We start from the raw sequence: 17,458 nt of genomic DNA on the forward strand, positions 1-17,458 counted from the left end.
AGCAAGGTCTGACCGAACAGCGACCATCCTTACGCAGGACGAGGCGGCGATGACAATCGAGAGTTGCCCGATTTGCGTGACGCCTCTGACCCAATGCGCGAGGCAAAGGGTGTCGCGGTGCGCCTTGATCCACCCCCGCCCCGCCATGATGGAACCGACGCAGCCCGCGACAGGTCCGCACCGACCGCGCGCCGCCCCACACAAACCGTTCCGCTGACGAGGCCGACAGTGGAAAATCATCACCTGTTCTTCGAGAACCACCCCGAACCGATGTGGATCTTCGACCGCGAGACCCTGGCGGTCATCGAGGTCAACGCGGCTGCTGTCGCGAAATACGGCTATGGCCGCGGTGCGTTCCTGACCATGACCCTCTCGGATATCTGGCTGCCGGAGGATATGGAGACGCTGATGGCCGACGTCGGCCGCGACACCAGCGGCATGCAGGACGTCGGCACCTTCATCCACCGCGTGAAATCCGGTGCCTTGATCGAAGTCGATTTCCTGACCCATCAGGTGAACTACAACGGCCGCGTCGCCGATCTGGCCATTGCGCGCGATGTCACCGCGCAAAAGGCGACAGAGCGCACCCTGAAGCTGATGGAAGAACGATTCCGGCTGGTGTCGAATGCCTCCAGACATGTCGTTTACGATGTGGACCTGAAGGCCGACCGCACCTGGTTCAACGAAAACATGCAACGCCAGTTCGGTCACGATATCAGCGACGTCGTTATCGATCAGGACTGGTGGATCAGGCATATTCACCCCGAGGATCGCGATGGCATCGCAGCGTCGATGGCCGCCGCCGTGGCCGGGGACAGCAAGACCGTGCGATCCGAGTATCGTTTCCTGATGGCAAATGGCCAGTATGCCGAAATCCGCAGCACCGGCACGGTCCTGTGCGACAGCGCCGACGTTCCGGTGCGGATCGTCGGCAGCATCGAGGACATCACCAAGGAAAAGGAGCGCGCAGCGCGCAAGCAACAGTCCCTGAAGCTGGAAGCGATGGGTCAACTGACCGGCGGCGTCGCGCATGATTTCAACAACCTGCTGGCGGTGATCCTGTGCAACCTCGAACTGTTGCAGGAGGACCCGGCGCGGTCGGACGAATACATCGACGAGGCGATCGCCGCGACCCTGCGCGGCCGCGACCTGACCCGCAGCCTGCTGAGCTTTGCCCGCAAGGCCCCGTTGTCTCCTGTTGCGCTGAACCTCAACGACCTGGCACGGGGGATGGACGGGCTGATCCGGCGCACCTTGCCTGCGAACATCGCGATCGAGACTTCGCTTGGCGGCGGGCTATGGGACGTGCAGGCGGACCGCAGCTCGACCGAAAACTCGATCCTGAACCTTGTGATCAACGCGCGGGATGCGATGCCGCAGGGCGGCAGGATCACGATCGAGACAGCGAACATCCACCTGTCCGAAGAATACATCGAGGAACGCGACCAACCCATCGAGCCCGGCCGCTATGTCATGATCGCGATCACCGATACCGGCGAAGGCATTCCATCTGAAAACCTGAAGAAGGTGTTCGAGCCGTTCTTCACCACCAAGCCGGTCGGCAAAGGCACGGGGCTTGGCTTGTCGTCGGTCATCGGCTTTGCCCGCCAGTCGGGCGGCACGGTCCGCATCTATAGCGAAGTGGGCGTCGGCACATCGGTCAAGGTCTACTTTCGGGCGGTGTTCCGCGACACCACCTATCATCCACCGGTCGTGGCAGCCTCGGGAGTTGCGGCGTTCCGGGGCAAGATCCTGCTGGTCGAGGACGAACCGGCCGTGCGCAAGGTGATGCGCACGCGACTGCAACTTGAAGGCTTCACGGTCGTCGAGGCCGAGGATGCCGACATGGCGATCCGCGCGTTCAAGGCAGAAGCGCCATTCGATCTGATCCTGACGGGCATTGTGATGCCGGGCGGCATGCAGGGCACTGGTCTGGTCAAGGCGCTGCGGGTGATCGATCCTGCGCTGAAGGCGATCTTCATGTCGGGCTACCCGAATGAGGCTGCGATCCACGGCAACGGTCTGCGGGTCGAAGACGTGAAGCTGATGAAGCCGGTGACCAAGGATGATCTGCTGCGCGCGCTGAACCGCATGCTGGGTGGGCGCGATGATACGACACCGGCTTAGATTTTGGGCGGGGCGTTGATACCGGCCTGTCAGGCCGTTGCGGACCCGGTTTCGGGCGGCGTGGCGCGTATCAAAGCGGCGACCAGTGCTGCATCACGTCCTCACCGATCTGCGCGACCCGGTCGAGGCGAAACCGCGGGGCCTGACCCAGCGTGTCGACACCAAGCCCTGCCAGCGACGGCAGCCCGTCGGACCCGATGGCAAGACCCGCCTGAAAGACCACAAGCGTGTCGACCAGCTTTGCCTGCAACAGGGCAGCGGCCAGATGCCCGCCACCTTCGCACAGAACACGGGTGATGCCCCGCGCGCCCAGCTGTTGCAACGCCGAGGTCAGGTCGACGCGCGGCCCCGACAATGTGCACTCCAGCGTCTCGACCCCGGCCCTGTGCCAGTTGCGAGTTTCGACGTCGGGCCCGTGGCACAGCCAGACCGGCTGTTCGTGCGCCGTCTGCGCCAGTCGCCCGTTGATGGGCAGGTTCAGATCGCGCGACACCACGACGCGCACCGGCTGGCGCACGTCCCCAAGGTCGCGCACGTCCAGCATCGGATCGTCGGCCCGCGCCGTGCCAGCGCCGATCAGCACCGCGTCGTGACGGGCCCGCAATCCATGCACGGCCCGGCGCGACACCTCGCCGGTGATCCAGCGGCTTTCGCCGGTGGTGGTCGCAATCCGGCCATCCAGACTGCTTGCGATCTTCAGCGTGACGAATGGTCGCCCGCGCGTGACGCGCATCAGGAAACCCGCGTGGTCCTGCTCGGCCGCGCGCCGCATCAGGCCGATGTCGACGGCGATCCCGGCGGCCTGCAAGCGGGCGATGCCCTGGCCCGCCACGCGCGGGTCGGGATCACCGGTGGCCACGACGACGCGGGCCACGCCTGCGGCGATCAGCGCATCGGCGCAGGGCGGTGTGCGACCGGTGTGGGCGCAGGGTTCAAGGCTGACGTAGGCAGTGGCACCGCGCGCCGCGGCACCCGCCTGTTCCAGCGCCACGGTTTCCGCATGAGGACGCCCGCCGCGCTGGGTGGCCCCGCGCCCGACGATCACGTCGCCTTGGACGATGACGCAGCCGACAGCGGGATTGGGCCAGACCTGCCCCATGCCGCGCCGCCCCAGGGCCAGCGCAAGCGTCATGAAACGGGCATCCGCCGGTGCGGTCATGCCTCTGGTTTGGTGTTCGGGCGCAAATCGTTCATGAATTTCTCGAAATCGTCGGCTGCCTGGAAGTTCTTGTAGACCGAGGCAAAGCGCACGTAGGCCACCGTGTCAATCCGCGCGAGGCTTTCCATCACGATCTCTCCGATGGTGCCCGACGGGATGTCGGTCTCACCCATGCTTTCAAGACGCCGCACGATCCCCGAGATCATCTGGTCCATGCGCTCCGGCTCGACCGGCCGCTTCTGGAGGGCGATGCGGATCGAGCGTTCCAGCTTGTCGCGGTCGAATTCCTCGCGCCGGCCGCTGGACTTGATGACGACCAGATCGCGCAACTGCACCCGTTCGTAGGTGGTGAAGCGGCCGCCGCAGGCAGGGCAGAATCGTCTGCGCCGGATGGCGACATGGTCCTCTGCCGGACGGGAATCCTTAACCTGAGTATCGACATTTCCGCAAAAGGGGCAACGCATGGCCTGTTCCTCGTATTCTGTCCGCCTCTTGGGGTTTGCCCCAAGTTATCCACAGCGACTATAGGCCCCGCCCCAGCCTTTGGGTAGACCCCGGAAATATGCGCAGCATCTGGACCGTGCGAGTGAGTCTTTTCTGCACGTCACGTCAGGTGTGCTGCGACCGTGCGCCGATGCGGGGCATCCCGATGCTCGAACAGATAGATTCCCTGCCACGTCCCCAGCGCCATCCGGCCCGCAGATACGGGAATGGAGAGCGACACGGCAGCAAGGCCGCCTTGATATGCGCCGGCATGTCGTCGGGGCCTTCGTAGGTATGTGTCAGGTAGGCCATCGCCGGATCGGTCGCGGGCGGCACGAGGCGGGCAAAGAAGTTGCGCAGATCGTCACGCACCTGCCGGTCGGCGTTTTCCTGAATCAGCAGGCTGGCAGAGGTGTGTTGTACGAACAGCGTCAGAAGGCCGGTCCCCGTGACCCAGGCGGCGACGTCTGCCGTGAAATCGTAAAGCCCCTGCCCCTGCGTCGAAACAGTGAAAGTGGTCTGCATCGGTGAACCTCTGGCCTTGGCGGCGCGTTGGGGACGTTGAATGACAGCATAAGGGGACCAGCATGGCCGACAAGACACTCTTCATCACGGGCGCATCCAGCGGCATCGGCGAGGCGACGGCCCGCAAGGCGGTCGCGTCGGGCTGGAACGTCGGCCTGTTCGCCCGGTCGCAGGACAAGCTCGACGCGATCGTGGGCGATCTGGGTGACAAGGCACTGGCGTTGCCGGGCGATGCGACATCGTTCGACGATCAGGTGCGGGCGCTGAAGACGCTGGCCGATACCTTTGGCAGCGTGAACGCCGCTTTTGCCAACGCCGGGCGCGGCACATCTCAGGGCGGTGCCGAAGGCGGCGACGTGGACGACTGGCAGGGCATGATCGACCTGAACGTCATGGGGCTGCTGAAGACGGCGAAGGCGGCCCTGCCCCATCTGAAGCCCAATCAGGGCCATATGGTCCTGACGGGGTCTGCCGCCGGACGGCGTCACATCGCCGGATCGGTCTACGGGGCCACGAAATGGTTCGTGCACGGCTTTGCGGGCAATCTGGCCGAAGAGATGAAGGAATGGGGCGGGCGCTGCACCGTCATCGCACCGGGCATGGTGAACACGGCCTTCTTCGACGAACCCAAACCCGACAAGCTGCAACCCGACGACGTGGCCGAGGCGGTGATGCTGGCTCTGAACGCCGCCCCGACCAGCGATGTCCGCGAAGTCTTTCTGATGCCGCGCGGCTGACCGCTGGCCCGGGTGTCGCTGACGATCTGATCGGCCAGGGCAGGGGAATACCGCAGCGGAGAGGCGATGACGCCCGATCAGCAGTTCGTGAGGTCAGCATTGCAGGCTTGGCTGGTGAGGGCGTTGGGTTAGGATTTTCCGGCTTGGATATGGTCCCAGCGCCCTGACAGGAAGGACTGCCGCCATGACACGACTGACCGCCAAGGATTTCGACCCCAAGCTGCTGGAGCTTTACGACTTTTACGCCCACGGGATGATCACGAAACGCGAGTTCCTCGACGGGGCCGCGAAATTCGCCGTGGGAGGCATGACCGCCGCCGGCATCCTTGGCCTGATGGCACCGAATTACGCCCTGGCCGAACAGGTGTCGTTCAACGACGAGACGATCACGCCGGAATACATCACCTACCCGTCCCCGAACGGCCATGGCGAGGTGCGCGGCTACCTCGTGCGGCCGGCGGGCGCAGAAGGACCGATCCCCGCCGTTGTCGTCGTGCATGAGAACCGCGGATTGAACCCCTATATCGAGGACGTCGCGCGGCGGTTGGCCAAGGCCGGCTTCATGGCGCTGGCCCCGGACGGGCTGACCTCGGTCGGCGGCTATCCCGGCAACGACGCCGAAGGGCGCGATCTGCAAAGCAGCGTCGATCCCGAAAAGCTGATGAATGATTTCTTTGCCGCCGTCGAATTCATGATGGCGCACGAGGGGTCCACCGGCAACGTCGGGATCACCGGCTTTTGCTATGGCGGCGGGGTCGCCAATGCGGCGGCCGTCGCCTATCCGGAGTTGAAGGCCGCGGTCCCCTACTACGGGCGTCAGCCCGACGCGGCGGACGTGCCGCAGATCGAGGCGGCGCTGTTGATCCATTATGCGGGCCTTGACGAGCGTGTGAACGAAGGCTGGCCCGCCTATGAGGCGGCGCTGATCGAGGCGGGCACGAATTACGAGGCCTTCATCTACCCGGACGTGAACCACGGTTTCCATAACGACAGCACCCCGCGCTATGACGCGGAGGCGGCGGAACTGTCATGGGAGCGGACGCTGGCGCATTTCAACGAACACCTCGCGTGACATGAAGAAAGGCCCACAACCTGCGGGCCTTTCTTCATTTTCAGTCAGCTTCGGTCTGCGGGTTCAGTCCAGAACCCGCATCCCCTGTTCATCGATCATCTGTTTCGCCTTGGCGACAGAGGCCGTTGCCGCCGCCTCTTGCGAGGCCAGCGTATCGGCGCGGATCATGTGGTGCGCGCGCGTCACGCCATCGACCTCGCCGGTGATCCGCGCAGCAATGCGCCAGACCTGCCCGTCCTTGATGGGTTCGGGCACGATGCGCAGGTCCTTGTAGACTTCGGCATTCACCTGATCTGACGGTGCGGCATCCGCCTCGCCGTCCTTGCCACCGAAGATTTTCGACAACCAGGACACAGGCTTACTGGTCCAGGAACGACCGCAACTTGCGGCTGCGCGATGGATGCTTCAGCTTGCGAAGCGCCTTCGCCTCGATCTGGCGGATGCGTTCGCGGGTGACGCTGAACTGCTGGCCGACTTCCTCCAGCGTGTGGTCGGTGTTCATGCCGATACCGAAACGCATGCGTAGCACGCGTTCCTCGCGCGGGGTGAGTGACGCCAGCACGCGGGTCGTGGTTTCCTTCAGGTTTTCCTGAATGGCGGAATCCAGCGGCAGGATCGCGTTCTTGTCCTCGATGAAGTCGCCAAGCTGGCTGTCTTCCTCGTCGCCGATCGGCGTTTCGAGCGAAATCGGTTCCTTGGCGATCTTCATCACCTTGCGGACCTTTTCCAGCGGCATCTGGAGCTTCTCGGCCAGCTCCTCGGGCGTGGGCTCGCGGCCGATCTCGTGCAGCATCTGGCGGCCCGTACGGACCAGCTTGTTGATCGTCTCGATCATGTGGACCGGGATGCGGATGGTGCGGGCCTGATCGGCGATGGACCGGGTGATCGCCTGCCTGATCCACCACGTCGCGTAGGTGCTGAACTTGTAGCCGCGGCGATACTCGAACTTGTCGACGGCCTTCATCAAGCCGATGTTGCCTTCCTGAATGAGATCAAGGAATTGCAGGCCGCGGTTCGTGTACTTCTTGGCGATGGAAATCACGAGGCGCAGGTTCGCCTCGACCATTTCCTTCTTGGCCTGACGGGCCTCTTTTTCGCCCTTCTGGACCTGGGACACGATGCGGCGGAATTCGGTGATGTCGACGCCGACATACTGGCCGACCTGCGCCATGTCGCCGCGCAGTTCCTCGATCTTGTCGGTCGACCGCTCGACCAGTGCCTGCCAGCCGCGCCCGGCCTTTTCGGCAATCTCTTCCAGCCAGTTCGGGTCAAGCTCGCGGCCCCGGTAGGCGTCGATGAACTCGCGGCGGTTGATGCGGGCCTGATCCGCCAGCTTCACCATCGCAGAGTCGATCTGCATGATGCGGCGGTTGATGCCGTAAAGCTGGTCGATCAGCGCTTCGATCCGGTTGTTGTGCAGGTGGAGCGAGTTGACCATCTCGACGATCTCGGACCGCAGGACCTGGTAGGTTTCCTCTTCCTTGGACGAAAAGCTGCTGTCTTCGTTCAGGGTGGCGGACATGCGGGCGTCCTGCATTTCCGACAGCTTGCCGAAGTCGCGGGCGATGATTTCCAGCGTTTCCAGCACGCGGGGTTTCAACGCGGCCTCCATCGCGGCAAGGCTCATGTTGGCCTGTTCGTCGTCGTCCTCGTCGTCGTCCTTGGCAATGGGGTTGCCGTCGGCGTCAAGCTCCTCGTTGCCGCCATCCTCGTCGCGGGTTTCGGCCCCGCCGGCGACGACGGGCTCTTCACTGTCGTCCTCGCCCAGCTGGTTGCCGAAGGTCGTCTCGAGGTCGATGACGTCGCGCAGCAGGATGTCTTCGGACAGAAGTTCGTCGCGCCAGATCGTGATCGCCTGGAACGTCAGCGGGCTTTCGCACAGCCCGAGGATCATGGTGTTGCGCCCGGCCTCGATCCGCTTGGCGATGGCGATCTCGCCCTCGCGGGACAGCAGTTCGACGCTGCCCATCTCGCGCAGATACATGCGAACAGGGTCGTCGGTGCGATCCAGCTTCTCGGCCTCGGCACCGCCAAGCACCACGTCGCGGCCACCCTGAAGGGTGGCGACCTCGGTGTTGCCACCGGGCTCCTCGCTTTCCTCGGATTCCTCTTCCTCGGTCACTTGGATGCCCATTTCGGACAGCATCGACATCACGTCCTCGATCTGGTCGGAGGACACCTGGTCGGGCGGCAGCACGGCGTTCAGCTGGTCGTAGGTGATGTAACCCCGCTCGCGGGCATCGGCGATCATCTTCTTGACCGCGGCCTGGCTCATGTCGAGGCTGATGTCGCTGTCGCTATCGTCCTTGCGGTCGTCGTTGTCTTTGGCGGCCATGTGATCTCGGCTCCTCGTATCGGGCGGGCGACAGGCGTCGGCAGCGGCGGCGGTTTTCAGCAACGGTGCGAATCAGTAAAGCGTGTGATTCGGTTGGATCGAATCAACGCTCTGTGCGTCCGATTCGCAACCGTCCGGGCCAAGTTTTCTTGCCCTTGTTGCACCCGTTCCGTGATTCGCCCGTTCGGGACCCTATCGGTTCCCGCTCTACTTAGGGTCACGATCGGGTTTTGCAATCGTCAGCCCCTTCAGGATCGCGTCAAAGGTCGCGCGTTCGGACTTGTCCATGCCGAACCCGTTCTCGGCAATGACGATCTCGGCGTTGGTCTCGCCGCCGATCCGGCTGGATTTGTCGAGCGCACGCACGGCCTCGCCGAGCCGCCAGGTCAGACCCTCGTCCGCGGCGTCCACGTCTTCCACCGCCTCCGAAATTTCGCGCGGCAGCGCGCGGGCGGCGGTCAGCTTGGCAAAGCTTTCGGCCAGGCAGCGTCTGGCGAAATCCAGATCGCCCGGTTTGCGCAGGCCCGAGGTCAGTTGCACGTCCCGCAATCCGGTGATGCGGGCGACCGCCTCCTCGCCCAGGGTCGCGTGCAGGTGGGCCGTGATGTCGTCATCGGGGGCGCGCAGGATCGCGTCGCGCAGGCGCGCGTGGTCGGGGTCGGTGCAGTCCATCAATTCCAGTGAGGCCAGGAAGGTCGGCAAGACGGCGGGCGTGGCGATCAGCGTGGCGAGGATCACCGCTTCGCGCATCAGGGATTCGTCCGCGGCCCCGGCCCCCAGGGCGGACCGCTTGTTGGACGCAACGGGCGACAGGTCGCGTTCCCAAGGCTGCTGTTTCGGGTTCCACCGGGCGGCCTTGCGCGGGGTGAACGCCTTGCCCTGCGGCTTGCGGGTGCGGAAAAGCTCCCACCGCAGCTCCTTGATCGCCTCGCCGTAATGGCTGCGGATCGAGGGGTCGGCAATCAGTCTGATCTTGTCGCGCAGCGCCTTGTCGAGCGCGGCCCTGCGTTCGGGACTGTCGAAGGTCTTCCCCTCCGTCTCGCGTTGCCAGAGCAGGTTGACCATCGGGACGGCGGCGTCGAGGAGGGCCTGCATGGCGTCCCTGCCCTGCTGTTTCAGCACATCGTCGGGGTCGAGCCCGGCGGGCATGACGGCGAAGCGCAGGGACTGCCCGGCAGCCAGCAGCGGCAAGGCCAGATCGACCACCCGCAGGGCGGCACCGATGCCGGCCCGGTCGCCGTCCATCGCGATGATCGGCTCGGGTGCGATGCGCCAGAGCATGTAGAGGTGGTGTTCCGTGACGGCCGTGCCAAGGGGCGCGACGGCAGCCTCGAACCCCGCCTCGGACAGCGCGATGACGTCCATGTAGCCTTCGGCAACGATCAGCGGCCGGCCCTTGCCGGCGGCTGATCGTGCCTTCTGCACGTTGTAAAGCGTGCGGGACTTGTCGAAGAGCGGGGTTTCCGGCGAGTTGTAGTATTTGGCCTTGGCCTGCGGGTCCATCGCGCGACCGCCGAAGGCGATGGCGCGGCCACGCGCGTCGCGGATCGGAAACATGATGCGGCCGCGAAAGCGGTCGTAGGGTGCGCCGCCGTGATCGCTGATCGCCGCGAGACCTGCCTCGATCACCTGCTTGACCGGCACGCTCTTGGCGGTCAGCGCCGCCAGCGCCCCGCCGTTGTCGGGGGCGAAGCCGATGTCCCAACGGGCCTGCGCGTCCTTGGACAGGCCCCGCCGTTCGAGGTAGTCGCGCGCGGCCCCCGCGGCCGAGGTATTCAGGTTCAGGCGAAAATGCTGGACCGCCTGTTCCATCACGTCGACCAGTTCGGCGCGCACATCGGCCTTTTCCTGCGCGCGCGGGTCGCGTTCGGGCATCGGCATTCCGGCCTCGCCGGCCAGGATCTGGATCGCCTCCATGAAGCCCACATTCTCGGTCTCGCGCACGAAGGAGATCGCGTCGCCCTTTGCGTGGCACCCGAAGCAGTAGTAGAATCCCTTGCGGTCATCGACGTGAAAGCTGGCGGACTTTTCCTGATGGAACGGGCACGGTGCCCACATGTCGCCCTTGCCCTGATTGGACTTCTTGGTGTCCCACATGACCTTGCGGCCCACGACCTGTGACAGCGACAGGCGGGTGCGCAATTCGTCGATGAAACCGGGGGGCAGGGACATGGGGCGATTATCGGTCAGGGCGGTTGCAGAGTCGAGAGGGCGGAGGGGGCGCTGCCCTCACGGCTGCGCCGCCCCCCGGGATATTTTCAACCAGAAGAAGGGTGGACTGTGGCGCGTTCGAGCGCGGGATAGCGCAGGCCCAGCGTGATGCCGCGCACGACGAAGGATAGCAGCAGGCCCAGCCAGAGGCCGTGGTTGCCGAAGGCCGCCATCAGCGGAATGACGCAGGCGAAGTAGAGGATCGTCGAGATCACCATCATGTTGCGCATGTCCGTCGTGCGGGTCGCGCCGATGAAGATGCCGTCAAGCATCCAGGCCGCACAGCCCAGAAGCGGGGCGGCAACCATGTAGGGCAGGTAGTGACGCGCGGCGGTCTGCACCTCGGGCGCCGTCGTCATGATGTCGATCACCGGCCCGCCAAGGGTCGCGAAGGCCACGGCCATCACGGCGCAGATCGCCAATCCCCAGCCGGAGGTCAGCAGCGATGCGCGGCGCAGAGAGGACAAGTCGCGGCGGCCCAGCGCCTGACCCACCAGCGCTTCAGCCGCGATGGCAAACCCGTCGAGGGCATAGGCGGTGACGTTGAGGAATTGCAGCAGGATCTGGTTGGCGGCCAGCTGGACGTCGCCGAAATCCGCGCCCCAGAAGAGGAAGCTGACGAAGATCGCCTGAAGCAGCACCGAGCGGATCAGGATGTCGCCGTTCACGACCCCCATGCGGATCAGCCGGACGCGGTCGAACACCCGTGGCCAATCCCGCCACGCCGGGACGCGGAACGCTGCACGGCAGAGCCAGAGGCCCAGCGCAAGGCCCGACCATTCCGCGATGAAGGTGGCCCAGGCCACGCCCGGCACCCCCCAGTCGAAGACCAGCACGAACAAAAGGTCGAGCCCGATGTTCGCGCCGTTCATCAGCACCTGGATCGCAAGCACGGCACCCGTGCGTTCCTGCGCGATCAGCCAGCCGGTGATGCCGTAAAGTGCAATGGCGGCAGGGGCCGACCAGACGCGGATGCCCATGTACTGCCGCGCAAGAGACTCGACCTCTGCGCTGGCGGGTGACACGCGGAAGGCACCGGCGAAGAGCAGCGTTTGCGCGGCGATGATGACGGCCCCGGCGGCCACGCCGATGATCAGGGCGCGGGACAGCAAGGCCGCGACCTCGGCCCGGTCGTCCGCGCCGATCGCCTGCGCGGTCAGGCCAGAGGTGCCCATCCGCAAAAAGCCGAAGACCCAGTAGATCGCGGTCAGGACGATGGCACCGATGCCGACCGCCCCGATCGGGGCCGCCTGCCCCAACTGCCCCACGACGCCCGTATCCACGACGCCGAGGATCGGCACCGTGGCATTCGAAATCACGACCGGCAGGGCAATGTGCAACACCCGGCGGTGGGTGAGGATCATGTCAGTCCTCGCCGCGCACGGGCATCAGGAAATGCCCCGTCGCCTGCGCAAAGAGGCGGGCGCGATTGTCCTGCCACGCCTCGACATGGACGCTCGCATAGCGCCGCCCGCTGCGGTTCACCCGCGCGCGGGCATAGGCATCGCGCGGCAGGCCAGAGCGGAGGTAATCGACATTGAAGTCGATGGTCTTGGGAAAGCGGCGGGGGGCGGTTTCGACACCGGCCTCCATGTCTTCCCAGATCATCGCCCAGGTCAGTTCAATGATCGCCGTGACCTCAAGGAACGCCGCCGTGACGCCACCGTGCAGGGCGGGCAGCGTCGGGTTGCCGATCAGCTTGTCGGCGAAGGGCAGCACGGCGGTCAGCTCGTCGCCATGACGCTCGAACTGGATGCCGAGGAAGCGGATGTAGGGCACGCCCTGCACGAGGCTTTCCAGTGTCGCGTCGCGCCGCTGCTTGACGACCTGCACGGGTTCGGGTCGGGGACGCTTGGGCGGCAGGCTCATGGTTTTGGCCGCTCCACCGTGAAGGCACCCGTCGCGCAGGCGACCGGGCGGCCTTCGTCGTCGTCCAGCGCCACGGCCCGCACGAAGGCGACAGAGCGGGTAACGTGGTAGCAGGTCGCGCGGGCGGTAATCGCCTGACCGGGGGTCGCGGGGCGCATGTAGTCGATGCGCAGATCGATGGTGGCCGTGCCCATGCCCGCCTGCGGATGCACCATGACGGCGGCCCCGCAGCAGGTGTCCATCAGCGCGGACACAGCACCGCCGTGAATCACGCCGGTATCGGGATCGCCGACAAGGCGTTCATCGTAGGGCATGACGATCACGGCTTCGCCGTCGCCGACCTCGGTCATCTGCATCGACAGTTCTGCAGCGTGGGGGATCATCGCAATGAACTGGCTGGCGACACGCGCGCGGCGGTCGATCGGGGTCATCGGTGCATCGGTCATGAATCTGAGGCCTGTCACAAGTCCGCGACAACTTCGCACTTGCAGCGGGACGCGCAACCCCTATGTTGTGTTTTGAGAATAATTCTCAACTGGATCACCGTGACCGCTACCGTCCTTACACCGCCCGCGCCACGATACGGCATCTTTCGGCCGCGCCGTCTGGTCGTGGCCCTTGTGCTGCTGGCACTGGCCTTGGCACCGGGTGACCTGGGAGAGGTCACGCGCGGGCTGATCGTCGACGCCTTCGTGCAGGTGTCGGGCTTTGTCGCGGCGACGCTGATCCTGTTCTACGGGGCAGAAAAGCTGTTCCGCTTCGATATCGGCACATCGTTGCGGAACGCGAAAGGATGGCAGGTGCCGCTGGCCGCGCTGCTGGGTGCGACGCCGGGCTGCGGTGGTGCCGTGGTGGTCGTGGCGGCCTACAGTTCCGGCAATGTGACCTTCGGGGCCGTCGTGGCGACGCTGACGGCGACGATGGGCGAAGCGGCGTTCCTGCTGATCGCGACCCGTCCCGATGCGGCGCTGGTCGTGCTGCCGCTGTCCTTTGCCGTCGGCATCTTGTCGGGCTGGATCGTGGACCGGCTGCCGGGCAGCGACCGCCCGCCCCGCAACACGGGGTCCTGCGAATTCGCTCCGCTGATCGGCCGGACGCGCGCCAAGGACCTGACCTACGCCGCCTTTGCCTTGCCCGGCCTGATCGTGGGGATAACGCAACTGACCGGGGCGGACGTCGCCGCGGTCTTTGGCCCGCTGCTGCCCATCGTGGGCCTTGGCGGCACCGCGGTCGGGCTGTTCATCTGGGCGACGTCCCGACTTCAGGCGATGACGAATGTCGCCGACAGCCCCGTGACCCGCATGGCCGAGGAGACCTCCTTCATCTCGGTCTGGGTGATCGGTGCCTACCTGGCCTACGACTACATCGTGATGTTCGGCGGCTTCGATCTGGCCGCGTTGTTCAATGCCATCGGCCCGCTTCTGCCGCTGATGGGCGTCCTGATCGGGCTGGTGCCCGGTTGCGGGCCGCAGGTGCTGGTGACGACGCTGTATGTCGGCGGGCTGATCCCTTTCGCGGCGCTGATGGGCAACGCGATCTCGAACGACGGCGACGCCCTGTTCCCGGCCATCGCGCTCGATCCCGGTGCGGCTGTCCGGGCCACGGTCTATTCCACGGTACCGGCGGTGATCCTGGCCTACGGCTTTCACTGGCTCGCCCCCGGGTTCCTGAACTGACCGTTTGCCCCCGGCCCTGCGCAGCGCTACCCTTTGCGGCAAGGAGGACGCCAGATGCCCGACAGCCGCCTGTCATTCAAGGAGATGTGCGCGCGCTACGACGTGACGCCGCGCACTCTTCGCTACTATGAATACATCGAGCTGCTGTCGCCCGACCGTGAAGGCCGCGCCCGGTTCTACGGCGCACGCGAACAGGCGCGCATGACTCTGATCATGCGCGGCCGCCGCTTCGGGTTTGCGTTGGAAGACATTCGGCAATGGCTGCTGATCTACGAAAAGGAAGGCACGACCGCCCAGATGCGGGCGTGGCTCGATCTGGCCGACCGGCAGATGCTGGAGTTGGTCGAACAACGCCGCCAACTGGACCAGACGATGGCTGAATTGCAGCGCCTGCGGGACGAGACAGCCGCCTCTCTGACCTGACCGGACCTTATAAAATTGCGCATGACGCCGGGGCAACTTGCGTGACCTTTCGTCACGCAATTTCTGACGCGACGTCATATTTACGTTAACGTCAACTTTCATTGTATGGTTTATCCAAAGCGACGATCTGACAGGTTCACCTGCCAGACGTGGAGACATGACATGACCACCGAAACCATGAACATTCGAGAAATGTGTGACGCCTTTGACGTCACCCCCCGCACCCTGCGCTTCTACGAGGCGAAGGAACTGCTGTTCCCGCTGCGTGAAGGCCAGCGCCGCCTCTTCACCCGGTCCGACCGGGCGCGGTTGAAGCTGATTTTGCGCGGCAAGCGCTTCGGCTTTTCGCTGGAGGAGATCCGCCAGCTTCTGGATCTATATGCGATGGGCGACGGTCAGTTGACGCAGTTGAGCCAGACCTATGCCTTGGCCGAAAAGCATCTGGCCGACATGGAAGCCCAGAAGGCCGAACTGGACGAGGCGATCGACGAGTTGAAAGCCCAGATGAAATGGGGCGCGGACAAGCTGAAAGAAATATCGGGTCAGTCCAGCAGCGCTGCCTGACCCGACCGACAAACACCGAGGGAGAGACCACATGCCGAGCTACGCCGCACCGCTGAAGGATTACCAGTTCGTCCTGCACGACCTGTTGAAGGTCAGCGAACAGGACATTCCGGGATATGCCGACCTTGACCGCGACTTTACCGGTGCGGTGCTGGAAGAGGCGGGCAAGATTTCCGCCGACGTGCTGTCTCCGCTGAACGTGGTCGGCGACACCGAAGGCTGCACCTTGGAAAACGGCATCGTGCGCACGCCGACCGGCTTCAAGGCGGCCTTCGATCAGGTCCGCGACGGCGGCTGGACAGCGATGGACGTGCCGGAGCAATACGGCGGTCAGGGTCTGCCCTACCTCATGCATACGGCCGCACAGGAACCGATGGTCAGCGCCAACATGGCGTTCAACATGTATCAGGGCCTGACCCACGGTGCGCTGTCCGCAATCCTGGCCCACGGCTCTGACGCGCAGAAGGACACGTACGCGCCCAAGCTCGCGTCCTGCGAATGGACCGGCACCATGAACCTGACGGAGCCGCATTGCGGCACCGATCTGGGCCTGATGCGCACGAAGGCCGTGCCGCAGGACGACGGGTCGTTCAAGGTGACAGGGCAAAAGATCTTCATCTCGGCCGGCGATCACGACATGGCCGACAACATCATCCACCTCGTCCTCGCCAAGATTCCGGGCGGACCGGATGGCATCAAGGGCGTCAGCCTTTTCATCGTGCCGAAGTTCATCGTGAAGGATGACGGCAGCCTTGGCGACCGCAACGGCGTCACCGTCGGCAAGATCGAAGAGAAGATGGGCATCCACGGCAACTCGACCTGCGTGATGAACTACGACGAGGCCACGGGCTACCTGATCGGCGAGGCCCACAAGGGCATGCGTGCGATGTTCGTCATGATGAACGAGGCGCGCCTGGGCGTCGGCCTGCAAGGCTACGCGCAGGCCGAGGTCGCGTTCCAGAACGCGCTGGCCTATGCCAAGGACCGGTTGCAGGGCCGCGATGTCACGGGTGCCAAGAACCCCGATGGTCCCGCCGACCCGCTGATCGTCCACCCCGACATCCGCCGCAACCTGATGGACCAGAAGTCGTTCACCGAAGGCGCGCGGGCCTTCACCTTCTGGGGGGCCATGCTGCTGGACCGGGGTCACAAGATGGGTGACGCCGACGCCGAAGGACTGGTGTCCCTGATGACCCCGGTCATCAAAGGCTTTCTGACCGACAAGGGGTTCGAGTATGCGACCGCCGCCCAGCAGGTTTACGGCGGACACGGTTATATCGAGGAATGGGGCATGTCCCAGTTCGCTCGCGATGCCCGGATCGCCATGATCTACGAAGGGGCCAACGGCATCCAGGCGCTCGATCTCGTGGGCCGCAAGCTGGCGGTCGACGGCGGCAAGCACCTGATGGGCTTCTTCGAGATGATCAAGACCTTCATCAAGGAAAACGAAGGCAATGCGGCCCTGAAGAAAGACTTCCTCGACCCGCTGAAGGCGGCCAGCAAGGACATGCAGGCAGCGGCGATGTACTTCATGGGATCGATGAAGAACCCCAACAATGCGCTGTCGGGGTCCTATGACTTCATGCACCTGATGGGCCATGTCTGCCTGGGCTACATGTGGGCGCGCATGGGCAAGGCCGCGATGGAGGCGCTGGAGGACGGCGCGTCCGACACCGCCTTCTACGAGACCAAGATCGCGACTGGCCGCTATTACATGGCACGGCAGCTGCCGGCCACGGCCTTGCACCTGAGCCGCATCAACACCGGCGCCGACACGGTGATGGCACTGGAGGCCGCGAACTTTTGAGGGTGGCGGCGGGGCCTGCCCCGCCCTACCCTGCCGGCCAGAGGAGAACAGGGATGCCCAAACGCCTGCGCCTGACCCGTCGCTTTCCGGTCGCGATGACCGAGGACGGTTACCGTCGCCTGAAAAAGTTCGCCCGCGACGCCGGGCTCGACGAAGGCGAAGCGCTGTCGTTCCTGTTCGAGAATTTCGATTCCGTGCTGGATCAGGACACCTTCGGTCACCGGCTGCGGCTGTTCAACGCGGAACTGGAGGCGCGCAAGCGGTGAGGGTTGTTGCAGGTGCAGGACGCCTCCGGCGGGGGAGTTTAACTGGCCAGATGAACGCGGGATCGAGTTTCACCCCGTTCCGGCTTACGGCTTGGCTGTCCGGCTCGCCGGAACGGGGTTTCACCTGGCACATGGCTCAGCTCTCCAGCCTGCCACGCCCTTCCAAGAAACCGCAGTAAGGTTAATTGCTGGTGAATGATTGCG

General features: G+C 64.7%; 16 protein-coding genes and 1 pseudogene. 8 read left to right on the plus strand and 9 right to left on the minus strand.

Annotated features, from left to right (window positions below):
* The first annotated feature begins 228 nt into the window (after nt 1-228).
* A complete protein-coding gene (locus tag ACOI1H_RS01495) occupies nt 229-2,127 on the plus strand; it encodes a PAS domain S-box protein (RefSeq protein ID WP_422434944.1) in 1,899 nt (632 codons plus the stop codon).
* Between the two features lie 70 nt (nt 2,128-2,197).
* Here ACOI1H_RS01495 and ribD read toward each other — a convergent pair whose 3' ends face one another.
* The 3 genes and pseudogenes from ribD to ACOI1H_RS01510 all read right to left on the minus strand — a co-directional run bounded on the left by ribD (nt 2,198) and on the right by ACOI1H_RS01510 (nt 4,294).
* Nucleotides 2,198-3,286: a bifunctional diaminohydroxyphosphoribosylaminopyrimidine deaminase/5-amino-6-(5-phosphoribosylamino)uracil reductase RibD gene (gene ribD, locus ACOI1H_RS01500; RefSeq protein ID WP_422434945.1), complete on the minus strand. Its 1,089-nt coding sequence runs from the start codon at nt 3,284-3,286 to the stop codon at nt 2,198-2,200.
* A complete protein-coding gene (nrdR, locus tag ACOI1H_RS01505) occupies nt 3,283-3,750 on the minus strand; it encodes a transcriptional regulator NrdR (protein ID WP_422434946.1) in 468 nt (155 codons plus the stop codon). Before nrdR ends, ribD begins: the two co-directional genes overlap by 4 nt.
* A 140-nt stretch (nt 3,751-3,890) precedes the next feature.
* Nucleotides 3,891-4,294 (minus strand): annotated as a pseudogene (locus ACOI1H_RS01510) (secondary thiamine-phosphate synthase enzyme YjbQ).
* A gap of 62 nt (nt 4,295-4,356) precedes the next feature.
* Between ACOI1H_RS01510 and ACOI1H_RS01515 the strand changes: the two are divergent.
* Together ACOI1H_RS01515 and yghX are read left to right on the plus strand one after the other, a co-directional pair.
* Nucleotides 4,357-5,031 carry an SDR family oxidoreductase gene (locus tag ACOI1H_RS01515; RefSeq protein ID WP_422434947.1) on the plus strand — a complete coding sequence of 225 codons (675 nt, stop codon included), beginning with the start codon at nt 4,357-4,359 and terminating at the stop codon, nt 5,029-5,031.
* Nucleotides 5,032-5,215: 184 nt separating this feature from the next.
* A complete protein-coding gene (gene yghX / locus ACOI1H_RS01520; RefSeq protein ID WP_422434948.1) occupies nt 5,216-6,103 on the plus strand; it encodes a YghX family hydrolase in 888 nt (295 codons plus the stop codon).
* Nucleotides 6,104-6,166: 63 nt separating this feature from the next.
* On the opposite strand, the gene ACOI1H_RS01525 is transcribed toward yghX, so the two are convergent.
* The 6 genes from ACOI1H_RS01525 to ACOI1H_RS01550 all read right to left on the minus strand — a co-directional run bounded on the left by ACOI1H_RS01525 (nt 6,167) and on the right by ACOI1H_RS01550 (nt 12,964).
* A complete protein-coding gene (locus ACOI1H_RS01525) occupies nt 6,167-6,457 on the minus strand; it encodes an HlyU family transcriptional regulator (protein ID WP_422434949.1) in 291 nt (96 codons plus the stop codon).
* Nucleotides 6,458-6,461: 4 nt separating this feature from the next.
* Entirely contained in the window at nt 6,462-8,438 is a 1,977-nt protein-coding gene (gene rpoD, locus ACOI1H_RS01530) for an RNA polymerase sigma factor RpoD (protein ID WP_422434950.1), read from the minus strand.
* 207 nt (nt 8,439-8,645) lie between these two features.
* Entirely contained in the window at nt 8,646-10,610 is a 1,965-nt protein-coding gene (dnaG, locus tag ACOI1H_RS01535) for a DNA primase (protein ID WP_422434951.1), read from the minus strand.
* 86 nt (nt 10,611-10,696) lie between these two features.
* Nucleotides 10,697-12,013, minus strand: coding sequence for an MATE family efflux transporter (locus ACOI1H_RS01540; RefSeq protein ID WP_422434952.1), 1,317 nt, complete (start codon nt 12,011-12,013; stop codon nt 10,697-10,699).
* A 1-nt stretch (nt 12,014) separates the two neighbouring features.
* Complete coding sequence (locus ACOI1H_RS01545; RefSeq protein ID WP_422434953.1) at nt 12,015-12,518, minus strand: PaaI family thioesterase; 504 nt, start codon at nt 12,516-12,518, stop codon at nt 12,015-12,017.
* A complete protein-coding gene (locus tag ACOI1H_RS01550) occupies nt 12,515-12,964 on the minus strand; it encodes a PaaI family thioesterase (protein WP_422434954.1) in 450 nt (149 codons plus the stop codon). Before ACOI1H_RS01550 ends, ACOI1H_RS01545 begins: the two co-directional genes overlap by 4 nt.
* A gap of 99 nt (nt 12,965-13,063) precedes the next feature.
* On the opposite strand from ACOI1H_RS01550, the gene ACOI1H_RS01555 reads away from it, so the two are divergent.
* From ACOI1H_RS01555 to ACOI1H_RS01575, 5 genes are all read left to right on the plus strand, one after another.
* Nucleotides 13,064-14,194, plus strand: coding sequence for a putative manganese transporter (locus ACOI1H_RS01555; RefSeq protein WP_422434955.1), 1,131 nt, complete (start codon nt 13,064-13,066; stop codon nt 14,192-14,194).
* Between the two features lie 54 nt (nt 14,195-14,248).
* Entirely contained in the window at nt 14,249-14,617 is a 369-nt protein-coding gene (locus tag ACOI1H_RS01560; protein ID WP_422434956.1) for a MerR family transcriptional regulator, read from the plus strand.
* Between the two features lie 162 nt (nt 14,618-14,779).
* Nucleotides 14,780-15,181 carry a MerR family transcriptional regulator gene (locus ACOI1H_RS01565; protein WP_422434957.1) on the plus strand — a complete coding sequence of 134 codons (402 nt, stop codon included), beginning with the start codon at nt 14,780-14,782 and terminating at the stop codon, nt 15,179-15,181.
* Nucleotides 15,182-15,212: 31 nt separating this feature from the next.
* Nucleotides 15,213-16,988, plus strand: coding sequence for an acyl-CoA dehydrogenase C-terminal domain-containing protein (locus tag ACOI1H_RS01570; RefSeq protein WP_422434958.1), 1,776 nt, complete (start codon nt 15,213-15,215; stop codon nt 16,986-16,988).
* A 53-nt stretch (nt 16,989-17,041) separates the two neighbouring features.
* Nucleotides 17,042-17,254: a hypothetical protein gene (locus ACOI1H_RS01575; protein WP_422434959.1), complete on the plus strand. Its 213-nt coding sequence runs from the start codon at nt 17,042-17,044 to the stop codon at nt 17,252-17,254.
* Nucleotides 17,255-17,458: the final 204 nt, after the last annotated feature.

This window comes from Loktanella sp. DJP18 (assembly GCF_049310965.1).
Taxonomy (GTDB): Bacteria; Pseudomonadota; Alphaproteobacteria; order Rhodobacterales; family Rhodobacteraceae; genus Loktanella.

Bases quoted from the DNA above. Each gene is read 5' to 3' on its own strand.
- ACOI1H_RS01545 (WP_422434953.1), bottom strand. From the start codon at position 12,518: ATGAGCCTGCCGCCCAAGCGTCCCCGACCCGAACCCGTGCAGGTCGTC.
- ribD (WP_422434945.1), bottom strand. From the start codon at position 3,286: ATGACCGCACCGGCGGATGCCCGTTTCATGACGCTTGCGCTGGCCCTG.
- yghX (WP_422434948.1), top strand. From the start codon at position 5,216: ATGACACGACTGACCGCCAAGGATTTCGACCCCAAGCTGCTGGAGCTT.
- ACOI1H_RS01575 (WP_422434959.1), top strand. From the start codon at position 17,042: ATGCCCAAACGCCTGCGCCTGACCCGTCGCTTTCCGGTCGCGATGACC.
- ACOI1H_RS01560 (WP_422434956.1), top strand. From the start codon at position 14,249: ATGCCCGACAGCCGCCTGTCATTCAAGGAGATGTGCGCGCGCTACGAC.
- ACOI1H_RS01570 (WP_422434958.1), top strand. From the start codon at position 15,213: ATGCCGAGCTACGCCGCACCGCTGAAGGATTACCAGTTCGTCCTGCAC.
- nrdR (WP_422434946.1), bottom strand. From the start codon at position 3,750: ATGCGTTGCCCCTTTTGCGGAAATGTCGATACTCAGGTTAAGGATTCC.
- ACOI1H_RS01550 (WP_422434954.1), bottom strand. From the start codon at position 12,964: ATGACCGATGCACCGATGACCCCGATCGACCGCCGCGCGCGTGTCGCC.
- dnaG (WP_422434951.1), bottom strand. From the start codon at position 10,610: ATGTCCCTGCCCCCCGGTTTCATCGACGAATTGCGCACCCGCCTGTCG.
- ACOI1H_RS01565 (WP_422434957.1), top strand. From the start codon at position 14,780: ATGACCACCGAAACCATGAACATTCGAGAAATGTGTGACGCCTTTGAC.
- ACOI1H_RS01540 (WP_422434952.1), bottom strand. From the start codon at position 12,013: ATGATCCTCACCCACCGCCGGGTGTTGCACATTGCCCTGCCGGTCGTG.
- rpoD (WP_422434950.1), bottom strand. From the start codon at position 8,438: ATGGCCGCCAAAGACAACGACGACCGCAAGGACGATAGCGACAGCGAC.
- ACOI1H_RS01515 (WP_422434947.1), top strand. From the start codon at position 4,357: ATGGCCGACAAGACACTCTTCATCACGGGCGCATCCAGCGGCATCGGC.